The sequence below is a fragment of the Moorena sp. SIO3A2 genome, from assembly GCF_010672265.1.
In the GTDB taxonomy this organism is placed as follows: Bacteria; Cyanobacteriota; Cyanobacteriia; order Cyanobacteriales; family Coleofasciculaceae; genus Moorena; species Moorena producens.
In genome coordinates this window covers 197,112-214,118 of sequence record NZ_JAAHHC010000015.1, presented here as the reverse complement: position 1 = coordinate 214,118, position 17,007 = coordinate 197,112, and the positions used below count along the sequence as shown (strand labels likewise).

17 protein-coding genes are annotated in these 17,007 nt (G+C 43.3%); 11 read left to right on the top strand and 6 right to left on the bottom strand.

From position 1 onward, the window contains the following. The first annotated feature begins 85 nt into the window (after positions 1-85). Both F6K64_RS18325 and F6K64_RS38960 read left to right on the top strand, forming a co-directional pair. The gene (locus tag F6K64_RS18325) at positions 86-1,507 is read left to right on the top strand and encodes a GTP-binding protein (protein WP_008188607.1); all 1,422 of its coding nucleotides are present in this window, start codon (positions 86-88) and stop codon (positions 1,505-1,507) included. 81 nt (positions 1,508-1,588) lie between these two features. Further along, complete coding sequence (locus F6K64_RS38960) at positions 1,589-1,795, top strand: QAALIT motif small membrane protein (protein ID WP_499882043.1); 207 nt, start codon at positions 1,589-1,591, stop codon at positions 1,793-1,795. Positions 1,796-1,940: 145 nt separating this feature from the next. Here F6K64_RS38960 and F6K64_RS18320 read toward each other — a convergent pair whose 3' ends face one another. From F6K64_RS18320 to F6K64_RS18310, 3 genes are all read right to left on the bottom strand, one after another. Next, entirely contained in the window at positions 1,941-3,254 is a 1,314-nt protein-coding gene (locus tag F6K64_RS18320; RefSeq protein WP_008188605.1) for a TMEM143 family protein, read from the bottom strand. A 1,299-nt stretch (positions 3,255-4,553) separates the two neighbouring features. Continuing rightward, positions 4,554-6,170 carry an iron uptake porin gene (locus F6K64_RS18315; protein WP_287247781.1) on the bottom strand — a complete coding sequence of 539 codons (1,617 nt, stop codon included), beginning with the start codon at positions 6,168-6,170 and terminating at the stop codon, positions 4,554-4,556. Between the two features lie 411 nt (positions 6,171-6,581). After that, complete coding sequence (locus tag F6K64_RS18310) at positions 6,582-8,375, bottom strand: sensor histidine kinase (RefSeq protein ID WP_008188598.1); 1,794 nt, start codon at positions 8,373-8,375, stop codon at positions 6,582-6,584. 515 nt (positions 8,376-8,890) lie between these two features. On the opposite strand from F6K64_RS18310, the gene urtA reads away from it, so the two are divergent. The 6 genes from urtA (at position 8,891) to urtD (ending at position 14,377) form a co-directional block, all read left to right on the top strand. Beyond that, a complete protein-coding gene (gene urtA / locus F6K64_RS18305) occupies positions 8,891-10,174 on the top strand; it encodes an urea ABC transporter substrate-binding protein (protein ID WP_008188596.1) in 1,284 nt (427 codons plus the stop codon). Between the two features lie 252 nt (positions 10,175-10,426). After that, complete coding sequence (locus tag F6K64_RS18300; RefSeq protein WP_287247777.1) at positions 10,427-11,596, top strand: ABC transporter permease subunit; 1,170 nt, start codon at positions 10,427-10,429, stop codon at positions 11,594-11,596. 14 nt (positions 11,597-11,610) lie between these two features. Continuing rightward, positions 11,611-11,787 (top strand): hypothetical protein, encoded by a 177-nt coding sequence (locus F6K64_RS18295; RefSeq protein WP_287247775.1) that lies wholly within the window; start codon positions 11,611-11,613, stop codon positions 11,785-11,787. Further along, complete coding sequence (urtC, locus tag F6K64_RS18290) at positions 11,771-12,937, top strand: urea ABC transporter permease subunit UrtC (protein ID WP_287247773.1); 1,167 nt, start codon at positions 11,771-11,773, stop codon at positions 12,935-12,937. The genes F6K64_RS18295 and urtC overlap by 17 nt, the downstream gene beginning before the upstream one ends. Continuing rightward, complete coding sequence (locus F6K64_RS18285; RefSeq protein ID WP_267872103.1) at positions 12,927-13,058, top strand: hypothetical protein; 132 nt, start codon at positions 12,927-12,929, stop codon at positions 13,056-13,058. The genes urtC and F6K64_RS18285 overlap by 11 nt, the downstream gene beginning before the upstream one ends. A gap of 182 nt (positions 13,059-13,240) precedes the next feature. Continuing rightward, positions 13,241-14,377: an urea ABC transporter ATP-binding protein UrtD gene (gene urtD / locus F6K64_RS38955; RefSeq protein WP_287265970.1), complete on the top strand. Its 1,137-nt coding sequence runs from the start codon at positions 13,241-13,243 to the stop codon at positions 14,375-14,377. A gap of 85 nt (positions 14,378-14,462) precedes the next feature. Here the strand turns inward: urtD and F6K64_RS18275 are convergent, their stop codons facing one another. Further along, entirely contained in the window at positions 14,463-14,606 is a 144-nt protein-coding gene (locus F6K64_RS18275) for a hypothetical protein (protein ID WP_287265969.1), read from the bottom strand. 172 nt (positions 14,607-14,778) lie between these two features. On the opposite strand from F6K64_RS18275, the gene urtE reads away from it, so the two are divergent. From urtE to F6K64_RS18260, 3 genes are all read left to right on the top strand, one after another. Then, complete coding sequence (gene urtE / locus F6K64_RS18270) at positions 14,779-15,480, top strand: urea ABC transporter ATP-binding subunit UrtE (protein ID WP_287247768.1); 702 nt, start codon at positions 14,779-14,781, stop codon at positions 15,478-15,480. Positions 15,481-15,781: 301 nt separating this feature from the next. Then, on the top strand, positions 15,782-16,006 hold the full coding sequence (locus tag F6K64_RS18265; RefSeq protein ID WP_287247766.1) for a hypothetical protein: 225 nt from the start codon (positions 15,782-15,784) through the stop codon (positions 16,004-16,006). Between the two features lie 147 nt (positions 16,007-16,153). Next, on the top strand, positions 16,154-16,342 hold the full coding sequence (locus tag F6K64_RS18260; RefSeq protein ID WP_287247764.1) for a hypothetical protein: 189 nt from the start codon (positions 16,154-16,156) through the stop codon (positions 16,340-16,342). Here the strand turns inward: F6K64_RS18260 and F6K64_RS18255 are convergent. Next, positions 16,328-16,579 carry a UPF0175 family protein gene (locus F6K64_RS18255; protein ID WP_071104102.1) on the bottom strand — a complete coding sequence of 84 codons (252 nt, stop codon included), beginning with the start codon at positions 16,577-16,579 and terminating at the stop codon, positions 16,328-16,330. The two genes, F6K64_RS18260 and F6K64_RS18255, sit on opposite strands and share 15 nt — an antisense overlap. 154 nt (positions 16,580-16,733) lie before the next feature. After that, the gene (locus F6K64_RS18250) at positions 16,734-16,904 is read right to left on the bottom strand and encodes a hypothetical protein (protein ID WP_287265967.1); all 171 of its coding nucleotides are present in this window, start codon (positions 16,902-16,904) and stop codon (positions 16,734-16,736) included. Positions 16,905-17,007: the final 103 nt, after the last annotated feature.

The following is a 17,007-nucleotide window of genomic DNA, read 5'->3' as shown; positions in this document are numbered from 1 at the left end:
AGGTAATTGCTATCGGATAATGGGTATTTTCTCATCAAGGCTTAGGTAAAAATAGTAACTGTAACTGGTCTTTCCCTATTTAACCTTGAGTTATCCTGGATCTTCCCAATCTAAACCAGCTGGTGGTAATCAGACATCCTATGGCACCAACAACCAGCAGAAAACTCTCTTCAACCGCACTCGTGCCAGTTTACAGCAAGCCTTGTCCTGGTACACCAATTTTCATCGTTCCCAGGGGAATCCTGCTGATGTGGAAATGGAAGCCTTGCTGCAAACTGAATTAGAGGTTTTGCAATCTAGCCTAGACAAACTTGACCAAGGATTGATTCGCATTGCCGCTTTTGGTTTGGTTAGTCGTGGTAAGTCAGCGGTAATTAATGCTTTGCTGGGACAAAAAATTCTTAAAACTGGTCCGATTCACGGTGTCACTCAATGGCCCAAGTCGGTACGGTGGACACCTAGCTCCGAAAGTGAAGTCCTCTTCGAGTTGATTGATACGCCAGGATTGGACGAAATCCATGGAGAAGTAAAGGCGCAGATGGCGCGGGAGGTGGTATCCCAAGCCGATTTAATTTTATTTGTCGTGGCTGGTGATATCACTCGCACTGAATATCAAGCTCTTTGTGAACTGCGGCAAAGTCAAAAGCCTCTAATCTTGGTATTTAACAAAATTGACCTCTATCCAGAACAAGACCGGGAGGCAATTTATCAACAGTTGCAAAAACTCAGTACCGGTAGCCCCAAGGATCGGCGTTTACAAAAGATGTTGTCAGCGGATGAAATTGTCCTAGTGGCAGCAGAACCAGCTTCTATGGAAGTACGGGTGGAGTGGCCTGATGGTAGAGTGACCTATGAATGGGAAACTCCACCTCCGAATGTGGATCAGCTTAAACAGAAAATTTTCAGTCTACTTAACCGAGAAGGGCGATCACTTTTAGCCCTCAACGCTCTATTTCAAGCCCGCAATACTCAGAATACTATTGCCAAAAAAGCCATTGAGTTACACAAAACGGAAGCAGAAGACTTAATCTGGCAGTTTGCCAAGTATAAAGCACTAGCAGTCGCCCTCAATCCGATTGGAATTTTAGATGTGTTAGGGGGTACTCTGACTGACTTGGTGATGATTCGTTCTCTAGCGCGGCTGTATGGTCTACCTATGACTAGCTATGAAGCAGGTAAGCTATGGCAAAAGATTTTGATCAGTTCTGGAGGGTTACTGCTAGGTGAACTGGGTACCAGTGTGCTTTTTGGTGTAGGTAAGAGTGCCTCAGTGGTTATCGGTCCGAGTGGCTTGGGTGCCTTTGCTGGGGCAGCAATTACCCAAGCTGGAATTGCAGGTTATGGGGCGTATGCTGTTGGTCAAGCGGCACAGGTTTATCTCGAACAAGGTTGCTCTTTCGGACCACTAGGAGCAAGTACCGTCATTAAAGAAATTCTAGACCGGGTGGAGTCGGACACTATTCTTTTCCGTCTGCGGCAAGAATTGGAAAGACAGCTAGTAGAGTGATAAGACTTAATTCCTTAATTTTCCATAATTTTACCTAAATTTTATACCTGACAAGTTTTTTACCGGAGTCGTAGATTGGGAATGTGTAGATATTCTGTAGATATTCAACAGAGAAAAATCACTGCCAGCCCATCGGGATTCAGGAGAACACTCATGTTCCAAAGACTAATTCAAGCCGCCATGCTCACTTTATTGCTTCACCTAATTGCAAACCTCACACAACCAGACAGTCAGCAGCCTGCCAATTTGTCACCCTCAGACGTGAAACTTGTCTATGTCTTGAGCTAGACCATCGGTTGGTGTTCCAAACCGATTTTTCTGGGGGTTGTGGGCTGGTTAATTATCCATAGTTAATTGTCCATGGTTCATTAGTTTTGATTAGTACTGTTGCTATGAACTATGAACCATGAATCTTAGAGGAGACTAAAGATGGTTAACCAAATGCATTATCCCAAACATAATCGATCAAGGTTTTAGCCTCCTGTAGGGGTAAGACTTGACAACGACCTTGGTGATCATAGGTCAGCAGAGGGATTGGACATCTACTCCCTTGTTCTAGGTTATCCTTTACAATTTTGCCCTCTATTTCTTCGAGGTTACGCAGGCAATTATTGATATCAAAGTCAATTTTGGTGTCAAATTTATCATCCATCCATGCTTCAATGTGGTTATCCAACTCTTTAGGGTTAAGTAGCTTTTTACTAGTTAATAAATGATAATAAACTAGAATAATCTCCTTACATTCTTCTTCTTCAGCGTCATCAATCAAAGACTTAAACACACCAGCATTAATGGCCAAATTTTTGAAGAAAAGGGTCTCGGTAACACTTTTTTGAAATTTAATCTGCTTATTTTGATAACTTGTGTACTGTTTAAATGCAAATCCGCCGAAGGCGATCACCACAGATAAAGTAGTGAGCAGTACAGCCATAATATCATGGGATTTTTCTTGGTCAATTCTGAAGCTTTCCACTCCCATAGCGAACAAAATTATTCCCAGGATAAAGATAAGTTGGGGTAGAACTTTGACCAGAAGAGGAATGGCAGCTCCAATGGCAGGTAAACCAAATAATAGGCGGTCTTTCCAGGTCATTCCTATTTGAACATTTGGAAATAAGAATTCTAGATCAAATTTGGGAATATTGCCATAGAGATAAACATAAATTTTACCGGGAACAAAGTTGAGATTTTTCAGTTTTTTAGAAGTTTTTGATTCAAAATAAGATTTATCTTTGAATTTAATCAATAAAACTACTCGTTCATAGATTTCAATGTTTTGTTCAGTTGGTTTTAAAAGTTTGTTCAAAAAATAAATTTTAGATTTGTCTCCTCTACCATAGCAAACTAGTTCTTCAAAGTCATCAAAATCTATCTCAGTCTTTAGTTCAATCAATGAGTGTTCTGACACAGCCTGTTCCAGGATATTTTTAGGTAAGGAAAAGTAATTTGCACTTTTCAGGAGAGTTGTCAAGGTCGATATCAATTTAGTTTCCCTCTCACTCTTCTGATCTGGAGTCAGTTCCTTGATCGACTTGGTGTCAGCATCAGGATTAAAGGGAGCAAAGTTATCCTTTAAATTCTCCAGGGTTTCATGGAAGTTAAAATGATAATAGGCTGACAGAATTTCGCAAAAATCCCGAAACTTCTGGGAGTTGGTAGGGTCAAGTTTTCCATCTTCAAGACAAAGTTCGATCAAATCGGTTCGACGGTAAGGGATAAAGGCTTCCCGGTCTTGATATATAGCCATCATTGTCCCACTAAATTGCTGTATAGTTCACGTTAAAATTATGTTGGTTAGAGAATGAGCACCGGTTAACGAACAAATTGACTGGAGCTATAGTTATTGAGTTACCAGCCAATCCTGGAAAGCTAACAACTCACCAGGACTAAAATTAAAATTTTTTTCTAATCAATCAATGGTCTAAGCTAGAAGCTTCCGAAAAGTTGTTCAGCCTTAGGATTGGAATTGTCTAGGATTGCTTAAATGATGAGTAACTACTATCATCAAAATAACCCACAACCGCCAGACCAGGTTAGTCTGGGTTAGGTTATTATCTAACCACCTAAGCTGTTTCCAACTTTTAGATTGGGAAGTTATTTCAGAATTGATATAATTAATTTGTTTATTTTTGTTAAGTTGAACCAACATTAATTGCTGGCTCGGTTTTTTTATTGTGATCATGTTGCTACAAACTTACCCTTTCCCCCTAACCATAATCAGGTATGACTACACTAGCCAAGTCGGCTTAGTGGGGATGAGGGGGAAAGGTCGATCTGGATTTAAGTTATTAATTTATAGTAGAACCAAGGGTAACCAGCTTAAACAGCAAGAACAAAAATCTTAAAAAAGCTTAATACCCGGTATTGATTGACAAATGACCAGGATTATGCATAGAGGACAAAGAAGCGATCGCAATTTCTGATCGCAATTCCTGAGACAGTGAGCGCTCACTACCTTATTAGTTACAATAATTCAAGCAAATTAACAATAAATAATTCGATAAGATCAAGCATTGACAGCAATTTCTAAATCATTACTGGCAATGCTATCCACATATCTGAGGGACTGGAGTAGTAATCGATTTCATCCACGCGATAGCGACAATCTTTAGCTAGCTGAAGCGGCTTAAACAAGTTTAAACAAACTGAAAAAAATCTTAAGACGTCTCAATAATTGTAAGCTATCAGCTATCAGCTATCAGCTCTCAGTTATTAGCTATTAGCATATGCTTATATCAGGTTCGGATAATTAGTTATAAAAAACTTTATCCCTTGAAACCTTACTCCTTTACTTCTGCCATTCCCCTCCTGGGAGGGGTTAGGGGTGGGTGCCAAATGCCAAATGCCTTGCTTTCGCCCCTAGTATAAGTATTCAAGCGGACATGATATTACTAATAATTTGCTAATACCGAGCCCGGTTAACTTCTTATAATTTTTGGCTTTTCGTGACTTGAAAGTTAACAATTTTCAATTTTCAATTTTCAAGTCATGAAAAGCCATGGGTTCTACAGTATTATAAGTGATTAACCGGACTTGGGATCAGGTCTTAGAATTTGAAAGTAGTTCTAAGAGCACCAATCACGACATCCTCGTTATCACTGTCTCCAAAGGGAGCAGCAATCCAGATTAATCCGGGAGTAATCGAGATATTATCATTTACCTGATACTTGTAGAAGCCTTCAACATGAATGGCGGTATCATCATCACCACCAACATAAGGCTCAGAACCGGCAACTATACCAAGTAAGTTACCTTCTTTGCCAAAGTCTGGTAATGCCAGTCCTAGACCGTAGTACCAAATCTCAGCATCACCGTTGCCACCAGAAGCTTGTTCAGCATCGGTGTAGCCGCCATAGGCATTAATTACTAAATTGGGAGAGAATTGAAAAGAGGCTTCTACGCCGTAGGAGTTAGTGTTTGCTGTGACATCTCCTCCATCACCAAAGGGTGCCCTGGCGTTTTCAGTTCCAACACCCGTATCAAAGATAGCGTTGCCATCATCAAAGTCATTGAAGTAGGCACGAACGTAAGTGAAGGCTAACTGAAAGCTGTCGCTAGGGGAAAATGTCAGCTGACCTAAGGCAGAAAACTCACCGTTGAATAAACCCTGACCTTCAGAGGGGTCAAAGGAATTGCCACCAAAGTAACCTGCACTCAATACTACGGCATCGGCGAGGCTAAAGTTGATGCCTAGTCCACCACCTGCGCCTAAACCAATTTTATAGATGGGGCTCGATTCAGCATAGCTGGAAAGAACACCGCTAGCGCCAGTGAAGTCATCCAGGTAGGGGCTGATGGTGGGGACAAAATCTTGCCAAAGGGGAAAGGCAGCTGGCAGATAGACATCAATATTATCCCCAATCGGGAAGTAGTAGGCTAGCCAACCAATACCCAGGTCGTTGCCGCTGTCAAAGCTGTAAGTAAAGGCACCTTGGTCTGTGCCATCAAAGGTAGCTGCATTACCGGCATCCAGACGGGTGTAGAGGGCATCTTTACCGGTGAAGCTGGAGACAAACGCTAAACGTACCCGGTCTTGGAACACGACTTGGTTGTCACTGTCTTCACCAAAGGCGTTGGCAATAGAGAAGACCACTTCCCCTTCTAGCTTGGTGGTGGTAGAAAACTGATGGTCTTCTAAAAATGCCACCCGTCCTTCTAAGTTATCCACTCGTGCACCGAGAGTAGCCAATTCTGATTCAAACTCCTGAATCAGCCGTTGCAGGGTTTCTAAGTCCTCACGAGTGATAAAATCGGCGGTAGACGCAGCAATTAAACGCTCAATCTGGTTCAAGCAAGCATTTAAACCAGCGGCAAATTCATACCGGGTTGTTGCGCGATTCCCGCGAAAGGTGCGATTGGGATATCCTGCAATACAACCGTAGCGCTCTACCAAACTCCGTAGCGCTTCATAAGCCCAGTCTCCAGGAGATACATCACGCAGTTGGGAAACACTGGTGACTTGACCCATGGAAGCTGACTCTTGTTTACTCTGTTTGATCAGTTTATCAACTGACACCTGCTTTGATTGTGCAGGCATTTGCCCCAGGTTTACTGGGTCAAGGTTTGGTGAAACCTCTTGTGCGATCGCGACCTTGGATGCTGCCCATTGGGATACCAACATCAATGGACTCATCAGTAACATCGCGCGTAATTGTTTATTCATTGTTCTCACTCACACCTGTCATCAGTCTAATGGATGAAAGTAACAAACCTCTGACCAGGTGTTTGTAGTCCTTGATACAAAATATTACTTATATAGTTGACTGTTGATGGTACGCTGTCAGGACTTAGGCTCAACTGCGCACGAAACCCTATAAGTAATAGGAATTCTTTACTTGTAAGCATTCAGCCGTCAGCTATCAGCTAATGGGTTTGGTCCGATGCGTCGAAGCTTGTGCCACCAGCTAGAAGCCTGTGCTACCAGCACCCCCGATTCTTGTTTACGACCGTTGATTAGCTGACTGCTGACGGCTGATAGCTGATAGCTTACCTTTACTTAACCCTTGTCGCAGAAGGTGCGACCTGTGGCGAATTTAATTCTTAATGGGTCAATCGCACCTGAGGTTTTCAGATTTTATCTTGGCAAACTAATGACAAACTCGGCTCCCTGACCTGGTTCTGAAGCCACCTCAATTTTTCCTCGATGCTGGGTAATAATTTGGTAGGTAATGGCGAGTCCCAAGCCAGTTCCCTGGCCTGGGTCTTTGGTAGTGAAAAATGGGTCAAATATCCGGTCTTTAATGGCTGCGGCAATCCCAGGGCCATTGTCAGCGATTCGGATAACTACCCAGTTTTGATCAACTAGCTCCGTTTGAATCCGAATGGTGAAGACTGGGGATGGGCAAGATTCGACACTCTTGTGTTCTATAGCCTTGTGTTCTGTAGCATCCTGTTCTATGGCATCAAGGGCATTTTCCAAGATACTCAAAAATACCTGATTCAGTTGAGCTGGGTAGCAATCCACCACAGGTAAATCCCCATACTGCTTGATCACCTCAATCCCTGGCTTGAGGCGGTTGCTGAGCAGAACGAGGGTATTGTCAATTCCTTCATGGATGTTAACCGGTTTGATCTCGGCTTCATCCAATCGGGAAAAATTCCTCATCGAAAGCACAATTTCACGAATGCGCTCAGCTCCGCCTTTCATGGAAGCGATGATTTTAGGCAAGTCTTGGGCCAAAAATTCCAGATCAATCTCTTCGAGCCGATTTTTAATCTCTGGGTCAGGGTTGGGATAATACTGCTGATAGAGTTCCACCAGAGAGAGTAAATCCTCAATATAATCGCTGGCAAAGAACAGATTGCCGTAGATAAAGTTAATCGGATTGTTCATTTCATGGGCAATACCAGCAACCATAGTACCCAAACTGGACATTTTTTCGTTTTGAATCAGCTGGATTTCCGTTTGCTGGAGTTCCTGGGTGTAGTCAGCCATACCGTGAATCAGCTGATTGAGAGAAGTGGCTAACACACCCACTTCATCTCGGGTCGTGACTGGTGCTTGCAGGGTAAAGTTAGACTCCTGTTTGACCTGTTCGGTGATCTCAGTCAGGCTTTTGATTCGCTGTGCGATCGCATTACTGGTATGAATAGCTAATAGGATTGCGATCGCAACTGAGGCGATCATACTGCTGACAATGATCCCAAAGCACAACTGATCAGCACGGTTAAGGGCGCTCAACCCTTGCTGCTGTTTGACTTGAGCTGCTCTAATCAGCTGGTCTGACTGCTCAAAAAAGCGTTCTAGGGCAGTGGTTAATTCAGGATTGTTCTGTGGCAACAGTTGCCTTTGGGCAAGTTTAAGCTGATCATCAGGTGCGCTTTCCGGCAACAGGGATTGAATGAGAGTGTTGTAGGAATCAATAATTATCCTGTAGGTCTTGAGTAAATCCAGTAAATGATTGGTATTTGTTTTAGAACAGGTATCAAACTCTCTGACAAACCGTTGCGCTTCCAACAGCAGTTGCTGAGCTTGGTCAATTTTCTCTTGAAGCGGCTGTAGGTCTTCCAAGGGCACAGCAACAGGAGGTGCGACCCGTGATGGCGAGGGATTGCTCGCCATCACGGAAAGCGCACCTAAGTAGGGATAGGAACGTAGGTCTAAAATCGCGATTTGTAAATTCTTCAGCAGATGTTCTTGTTTTTGGGCACGAGTGAGTTCAGCTAGTGCTGACTTTTGGTAATGCTGGCCAATCCCTAATCCAGTCGTTGTTCCCAAAATGGCCAAACCAATGGAGAGTGCATAGCCAACAAAAACTTTCTGCCGAATGCTCGCACTGGCTAGGAATTGATTGATCCAGTTGATTCTGGATGCCCCTGAGTTCGGGTGACATCCAGTGTGACATCCTTGGAAATCCTCCCCTGACAAAGCTTAAATCTCGCCAAATGTTAGCGCATGAGTCGTTAGTGTTTATTAATACATCAACCTTATGGTCAATCTGTACACTGAGTTACAAGACAATAGGTTACAAGACAACCGTAAGTTTAGAAGTTGAGCAATAAAGCTTGAATAGATGATGCCTAATGGCGGCAATATTATATTTTTAGGCAAAAATAGGCTTTTTTCGAGGTTATTGAACCATAGTAACCGGTCCTGGCTTCGCCTGCTCTCTCTTGCTTTTGTAAAGGAGGTTTTGCTTATCCAGGCTGTAAAGAGTTCATTAACAGAATGTGAATAGATAGTGCTCAGCATGGGTAGATCTGATTCAAAAAAATGTTAAAAAATGTTAAAAAATGTCAATTTTTCATGAACTGATCGAAAGTTTAGCTTTTTTGTATCCTAATTAACAGTTTACTTGCAATCCTAGGTCTAATATCACACCCTAGCTTCGCAATTTTTTCAATGAGGCTACGCCTAAATTTGGTAGAGGATTGTACGAAAGTATGGTAAGTGGATTAGGACGACGTAAATTTCTGCTTTATAGCTCAGCGGCATTGGGAACTAGTCTTCTGTTGAAGGCTTGCTCCACAGCCACCGAGAGTTCAGATGCTAGTGGTGAAGACACGATCAAAGTGGGTATTCTCCACTCCCTGACCGGTACTATGGCAATTAGTGAGACCACTGTGGTGGAAGCTGAAAAGCTTGCCATCAAGGAGATTAATGAAGCCGGGGGGGTATTAGGCAAGAAAATTGTGCCTATTGTTGAGGATGGTGCGTCTGACTGGCCAACCTTTGCTGAGAAAGCTGCCAAACTGATTGATAAGGATCAAGTTGTTACTATTTTTGGTTGCTGGACATCGGCTAGCCGTAAGGCTGTGCTACCAGTGTTTGAATCCAAAGACCATATGCTTTGGTATCCTGTGCAGTACGAAGGGCAGGAGTGTTCCAAGAATATTTTCTACACAGGTGCTGCACCAAATCAGCAGATTGAGCCAGCGGTAGATTGGTTGCTGAAAAACAAGGGCAAAAAGTTTTTCTTAGTGGGCTCGGACTATGTTTTCCCTCGTACCGCTAACACGATTATTAAGGAGCAACTCAAAGCCCTGGGTGGAGAGACCGTGGGCGAGGATTACCTTCCCCTTGGTAATACAGAAGTTACCCCGATCATTTCTAAGATTAAAGCTGCACTACCAAATGGTGGCGTAATCTTCAACAGTCTCAACGGGGATAGTAACGTCGCCTTCTTCAAACAACTCAAAGGTGCTGGACTCACTCCAGACAAATATCCCACGATGTCGGTGAGTATTGCAGAAGAGGAAGTCCGGCAGATTGGTCCAGAATTTCTAATTGGTCACTACGCCGCCTGGAACTACTTCCAATCTGTTGATAGCCTCGACAATAAGCAGTTTGTGGAAGCCTTCAAAGCCGAGTATGGCGAAGACCGGGTAACCAACGACCCCATGGAAGCGGCTTACATTATGGTTTACCTATGGAAGCAGGCGGTAGAGCAAGCTGGAACTACTGACCTAGAGCCTGTGCGCAAAGCTGCTATCGGTCAAAAATTTGGCGCACCAGAAGGAGCAGTAGAGATGTATCCAAATCATCACATTTCTAAGACAGTGCGCATTGGTGAAATCCAAGCCGATGGTCAGTTCAAAATTGTCTCATCCACACCTAAACCCGTTCCTCCCATCCCCTGGAATCAATATGTAGCAGAAACGAAAGGGTATGGGTGTGACTGGAGCGATCCCAATAAGGGAGGGAAGTACAAAAAGGAGAAAGCATAAGTGATCAAGGATGAATTATGACCTATGAAGTAAACTACAGGCGCGACCCAAGGCCGGGTTCCCCGGCCATTGGAAAGCGCGCCTTAAGGCATTTAAAATTGAGTTTTGTTAGTTGAGTATTGAGTGCTTACTATAAACTTCAAAAACATAAAAATCAAGTAGTTTTCACCATTCATAATTCATCCTTCATAATTCATCCTTCATAATTCATCCTTCATAATTCATCCTTCATAATTCATATTTAATTCAATTGTGCTGCCACTTTTAGAAGGAATTTTTAACGGGATTAGTATTGGCTCCGTGCTACTGATCGCTGCCCTAGGACTAGCTGTTGTCTTTGGACTGATGGGCGTGATTAATCTTGCTCATGGCGAGTTAATGATGTTGGGCGCTTATACAACGTATGTTGTCCAAAATACCTTTAAAGCCTTTTTTGGCGATTCGTTGTTTAATGTCTACATCTTATTTGCCCTGCCCATGGCTTTTCTGGTGGCAGCGTTGGTAGGACTGGTATTGGAGAGGGGGGTCATTCGTTATCTATATGGGCGACCCTTGGAAACCCTTCTCGCTACTTGGGGGGTAAGTTTGATATTGCGGCAGTTTGTCCGCAGTGTAAATTGGGTATTGGTGATTGGAATTGCGGTATTTTGCCTGCTGTTTTTTGGGTCAAGGTGGGTTCTCAGCCGTCGTTTAGATTGGCAGAGAATTCGCAATTGGACGATGGCTTTGATGGTATTCTTATCTCTAGGAATTGCGATCGTAACTGGGGTGTTGTTAGGACAAACGGGTCAACGGGGAATTACTCGACCTTGGTTTAGTGCCAGAAATGTAGACGTGACTGCACCGGCATGGCTTCAAGGGGGATTTCCGATTGGTAACTTCCAATTGCCCTATGCCCGGATCTTTATCATTATTTTGACGATTATTTGTCTATTGGGTACCTACTGGTTCTTAAATCGCTCCAGTTGGGGATTACGAATTAGAGCTGTTACCCAAAATCGCAGTATGAGTGCTTGCTTAGGTATCCCTACACAAAAGGTAGATGCGTTAACATTTGCCCTAGGTTCTGGTTTAGCTGGTGTAGCAGGTTGTGCGATTACATTACTAGGTTCTGTCGGTCCCAATACTGGTCAAAATTATATCGTCGATACCTTTATGGTGGTGGTGGTTGGCGGTGTCGGAAACTTATTCGGAAGCATAATAGCCGCCCTAGCAATTGGTACACTTACCTATATTATTGGTTCGGGAAGCATAGCCTTTATGTTGATGCCAGTAGAGTTTCTTAAACCGGTAACGGACTTCTTTACCTTCTTTGCGACCACCAGTATGGCAAAAGTTATGGTCTTCGCTTTAATTATTACTTTTTTACAAGTGAGACCTTCAGGAATATTCCCACAAAAAGGACGCACGGCGGAATTATAGCGTTTTCAACATTTATGAGGTACAGTCAATTTTATTCCCCCGATTCCCTATTCCCGATTCCCTACTCCCGATTCCCTACTCCCGATTCCCTACTCCCGATTCCCTGTTCCCTACTCCCTTTGCTAAAGTACCTCACCAAATTGATAAATGCTATAGTTGCTATTTTCAGAAATTATGACCTATGTATCTAGAACACAAGCCATTAAAAAGCAGCGGCGACGAAAGTTAATTATAGAAATAGTAGCAATCGTAGGAATTGCTCTAGTTTTCGGGTTATTAATGCCAGTGATTTTGCCGGATTTTCGCCTCAAGCTGTTGGGGCGTTTTTTGTCATTATCTATTGTCGCGATTGGGATTGACCTGATTTGGGGGTATACCGGACTGCTGAGTCTAGGACATGGTATATTTTTTGCGTTGGGGGGCTATGCCTTTGCTATGCACCTCAAACTGCAATTACCAGAAGGAGAAATACCGGAATTCTTTACCCTCTATGGTGTAAAGGAACTGCCATTCTTCTGGCAACCATTTTATTCCTTTCCTTTTACCCTAATTGCTATTGTTTTAATTCCCAGTATCGTGGCTGGATTGCTGGGTTATCTGGTATTTCGTAACCGGATTAAAGGGGTTTATTTCTCGATTTTAACCCAAGCCGCACTGCTGGTTTTATTCAATTTTTTCAATGGACAGCAAAAGCTAATTAATGGTACTAATGGGTTAAAAACTGATACAGAAACCCTGTTTGGGATGTTAGTAAGTTCCAAACAAGCTCAGTTAGCTTTCTACGAAATTAGTATCCTGTGTGTGGTTCTGATCTACTTATTGTGCCGTTGGTTAACCAGTGGACGTTTTGGTCGGTTGTTAATTGCCATACGGGATGATGAGAATCGGGTGCGTTTCTCTGGCTACGATCCTACCGGATTCAAAGTCCTGGTATTTGCGGTTTCTGGGGGAATCGCTGGAGTGGCTGGAGCCCTTTATACGGTACAATCAGGGATTGTTACCCCCAGCTATATGGAAGTAGCGTTTTCCATTGAGATGGTGATTTGGGTGGCTGTGGGAGGACGAGGAACTCTAGTCGGAGCAATTCTGGGTACTTTATTAGTCCGACTAGGTCAAACCTTGTTGAGTGAGCAATTTCCCGAAGTTTGGCTATTTTTCCAGGGCGCGCTGTTCCTAATTGTAGTGACAGTACTGCCTAATGGTATTGTCGGCTGGTTGCGAGACGAGGGAATTGAACAAATGCGATCGCTTTTTGGTACCGAAAAACCAGTGATAACAACTTATCCCAGCCTAGAAAAAGACCCACTAGTCCAACGGGAAAAAGAAGAGATTGGTCATTAAGCTGGTCTTGATTTCCATTGCATGGTTATTACAGCAAGGGAGTAGGGAGCAGGGAGCATTCAGCCGTCAGCTGTCAGCTGTCAGCCGTGAGCTAAAAGCTCACGCTACGCGAACAGCTTAAAATAAACCCAGCGTAGCGTGCGCCGATACGCAAACGAGAGAATTTTATACGAGATTCATGAGATATTGAAAGTCTGGGGAAAAGCCCATCTAAGCATATGCTGATAGCTGATAGCTGATAGCTGATAGCTGATAGCTGATAGCTTACAACTTCTAAAGTCATTAACCATTAGCAAACTACAAATGAAATCAAAAATTCTTGAAATTGATAACTTAACCGTAAGTTTTGACGGCTTCAAAGCAATTAACCAGTTTAATTTCAGTATGGATGCTGGGGAATTGCGAGTGATGATTGGTCCTAATGGTGCTGGGAAAACTACGTTTCTGGATGTAGTGACTGGGAAAGTACAGCCAACGGAGGGACGGGTGTTGTTTAAGGGACGGGATTTGCGAGGCTTATCGGAACACCAAATCTCTCGCTTCGGCATTGGTCGAAAATTTCAGACACCACGAGTCTACCTAAATCTAACGGTTCGGGAAAACTTAGATTTAGCCTGCAATCGTGATAAGAATGTGTTTTCCACCCTGTTTGGACGTACATTACCCGGGGAAAAACGGACAGTAGCTGGTTTGCTGCACACCATTGGTTTAGTGGAAAAAGCGAATTTACTGGCGGAGTTACTCTCCCATGGAGAAAAACAGCGGTTAGAGATTGGGATGTTAGTGGCTCAGTCTCCGGATTTATTACTAGTAGATGAACCGGTGGCTGGTTTAACCGATGAAGAGACAGAAAATGTCGGAGATTTGCTGTTAGCTCTAGCTAAGAGTCATTCCATTATTGTGATTGAACACGATATGGAATTCGTGCGCCAGATTGCTAGTCAAGTAACCGTGTTACATCAGGGTTCAGTGTTGTGTGAAGGCACAATGGATCAAGTCCAAAATGACCCCCGCGTGATTGAAGTGTATTTAGGACAAAAGCCATCGATTACAGCACAGCAAATGAAAATGCTACGGATTGTGTCTGCTATGGCTTGGTCTGATGGTAATCTGGCACCAGAAGAAATTGATGTGATGATATCTCGCTTTAGCGAAGTGTTTGCTACAGATGCAGAACAAAAGCAACAATTACAACAAGAGTTACAAAATTATTTAGCACTTAATGTTTCCATCGAAGAGTTGACTACTGACATAGAAACTATTGAAGAACGAAAACTAATCGTAAAGCTGGCTTATGAAGTGATTAAATCAAGTTCCCGTACACCTACCGAACCAAAAATTAACGATGCTGAAGCAGCGGCTTACCAAAACTTGGTGCAGCTGTTGGATCTGCCAGCAGAAGTGGTAAAAAGCTTGGAAGCAGAAGTAGGAGAAGGGTAAAGGGTAAAGTGTTATAGCATTTAAGGCAAGAGGCATGCTAGCAATAGGTAATAGGTAATAGGTAATAGGCAAGAGGAACCCACCCCTAACCCCTCCCAGGAGGGGAAGGCAAGAGGCAAGAGGCAATAGGCAAGAGGAACCCACCCCTAACCCCTCCCAGGAGGGGAAGGCAAGAGGCAAGAAGCAAGAGGCAAGAGGCAATAGGCAATAGGCAATAGGCAATAGGCAAGAGTTAATCTACTATATCGGGATTTTTGCGATTCCCGATTCCCGATTCCCGATTCCCGATTTCCGATTCTAAATTCTAAATTCTAAATTCTAAATTCTAAATTCTAAATTCTAAATTCTAAATTCTAAATTCTAAATTCTAAATTCTAACTTCTAACTTCTAAAAAACTCTTATGCTGCAAATTTCCAATTTAAATGTCTACTACGGTGAAAGCCACATTCTCAGAAATGTAGATTTGAATGTACCAGCAGGACAAATGGTTTGCCTGATTGGACGGAATGGTGTGGGCAAAACTACTCTACTCAAAACGATTATGGGATTACTCAAACCCCGCACTGGCACCATTACCTTTGCTGGTCAACCGCTGACCAAACTATCGACGGATAAACGAGCCAGATTAGGGATTGGCTATGTGCCCCAAGGGCGGGAGATTATCCCTCGGGTAACGGTGAAAGAGAATTTGTTGCTGGGTTTAGAAGCACGTCGAGGGGGTAGAAAGGCTGAAGACGACATCCTAGACAGTATCTTTGAGCTGTTTCCAGTCTTAAAATCAATGTTGTCCCGGATGGGTGGTGACTTGAGTGGTGGACAACAGCAACAATTAGCGATCGCACGGGCATTAATGGGACGTCCTCAGTTATTAGTGTTAGACGAGCCCACGGAAGGGATTCAACCGTCGATTATTTTAGAAATTGAAGCAGCTGTGCGGCGGATTATTAAAACCACTGGGATTTCCGTGCTCTTAGTGGAGCAGCATCTACATTTTGTCCGACAAGCTGACCGCTACTATGCCATGCAGAAGGGTGGAATTGTGGCATCAGGGGCGACTAGTGAACTGAGCCAGGATGTGATTCAGCAATTCTTAGCGGTTTGAATCGGCGTAAGCATTCAGCTATCAGCTATCAGCATTCAGCTTAAAATAAAATTGAAAGTCTGGGGAAAACCCTTGGCCTTGGCCAAAGGCCACGCTACTTGAGATGCTTTGTGGCACAGGCTTAATGGATGTAACGTAACTCAGATTAAACTTTTGCTTACCTGTTCCCTTGCTGCATCGCTTATTCAAAAGCTGTTCGCAAAGTACCTCAATTAGCGCATAAGCTGATAGCTGATAGCTGATAGCTTAATGCTTACTTATATGGAATATACTACAATACTACTGTATTGGATTATAACTTATGTCTAACAATCCTTATTACAATCTTAGTGTTGATGACCAAACGATCATCATCAAGATTGATAAGACAGCAATTGATTATCAGCAACTGACCCAACTCCTCAACTATCTTGAACTCAAGTCAATCAGCCAGCGCAGTCAACTTACAGAAGAGGTGGCGGCTGAATTAGCTAATGAGATTGACTCTACGGTTTGGTCTAAGGTGAAATCTAAACTTGATAAGTAGTAAATTGTGATTGGACAAAACCAACCAGTTATAGTTGATACCAACATTTTGTTCTCAGCATTACTCAGAGACAAATCTCGTTTTAGTGAGTTACTACTCGACTCAAATTATGGCGTTGCTTAATAATGGAATGATTTTAAGAGTCAGGTGGAATGGGCATCAGACGTGGAACTGGCATCTTGTGTAGAACTGGCATCTTGCCAGTTTCCTCCTTATTTTCGGGCGGGCAGGATGCCCACTCTACTCCTATTCATTCAAAGACTGACGCAACGCCCAAATTATAACTTTTTTATCTGTGAGCAGGTGTTGATAGCAGGAAGTTCAGCCACGGTTTAACTCACGCTCTAGATCGTCAAAGTCAACAGCAAAGACATCAATTTGTTCCCGGGCTAGGGCGGCAAGAAAGTCCCTACGGTTTAACCCAGCGACGGAGGCTGCTTTTTCCATCGAGATTTCCCGCTTTTGATACCAGTAGATAGCAGCAGCAAGCCGCATTTCCTGCACAAATTCTTCTGGGGGAAGGCGACGGGCACTAAAAACGTCTTCAGGTAAGTTAATTGTGACTTCTGACATTAGTTATATGCTAAAATTTGGTATTCTTGAAAGGGTGCATCTCATTTTTGCCGTTTGGATGGTGCGTTACGGGAGGGATTATCCTAACACTACAATCATCGCTCCCCCGTCCCTAACGCACCCTACGAACTTGATAAGTATAGCAGTTTTTATTTTAATGAGGTACATAGGATTTTTTACCTCTTGCCTCTTGCCTTCCCCTCCTGGGAGGGGTTAGGGGTGGGTTCCTCTTGCCTCTTGCCTCTTGCCTCTTGCCTTTTACCTGCTCCCTGCTCCCGTCTTGATGCAGTCGCTCATGGGGGAAACCCCCAAGACCGCGCTGCATCGCTGCTCCCTACTCCCTGTTTCTTAAAAAAAATTGTACCTCACCTAATTTAAAACCGCTATAATTTATTTAAAACCGCTATAATTTCTAATTAATAAGTGAT

What these genes read in the sequence shown, in the direction of transcription:
- F6K64_RS38960 (WP_499882043.1), top strand. Translation starts at nt 1,589, where the DNA reads ATGTGTAGATATTCTGTAGATATTCAACAGAGAAAAATCACTGCCAGC.
- F6K64_RS18320 (WP_008188605.1), bottom strand. Translation starts at nt 3,254, where the DNA reads ATGGCTATATATCAAGACCGGGAAGCCTTTATCCCTTACCGTCGAACC.
- F6K64_RS18315 (WP_287247781.1), bottom strand. Translation starts at nt 6,170, where the DNA reads ATGAATAAACAATTACGCGCGATGTTACTGATGAGTCCATTGATGTTG.
- urtA (WP_008188596.1), top strand. Translation starts at nt 8,891, where the DNA reads ATGGTAAGTGGATTAGGACGACGTAAATTTCTGCTTTATAGCTCAGCG.
- F6K64_RS18295 (WP_287247775.1), top strand. Translation starts at nt 11,611, where the DNA reads ATGAGGTACAGTCAATTTTATTCCCCCGATTCCCTATTCCCGATTCCC.
- urtC (WP_287247773.1), top strand. Translation starts at nt 11,771, where the DNA reads ATGACCTATGTATCTAGAACACAAGCCATTAAAAAGCAGCGGCGACGA.
- urtD (WP_287265970.1), top strand. Translation starts at nt 13,241, where the DNA reads ATGAAATCAAAAATTCTTGAAATTGATAACTTAACCGTAAGTTTTGAC.
- urtE (WP_287247768.1), top strand. Translation starts at nt 14,779, where the DNA reads ATGCTGCAAATTTCCAATTTAAATGTCTACTACGGTGAAAGCCACATT.
- F6K64_RS18265 (WP_287247766.1), top strand. Translation starts at nt 15,782, where the DNA reads ATGTCTAACAATCCTTATTACAATCTTAGTGTTGATGACCAAACGATC.
- F6K64_RS18255 (WP_071104102.1), bottom strand. Translation starts at nt 16,579, where the DNA reads ATGTCAGAAGTCACAATTAACTTACCTGAAGACGTTTTTAGTGCCCGT.
- F6K64_RS18250 (WP_287265967.1), bottom strand. Translation starts at nt 16,904, where the DNA reads ATGCAGCGCGGTCTTGGGGGTTTCCCCCATGAGCGACTGCATCAAGAC.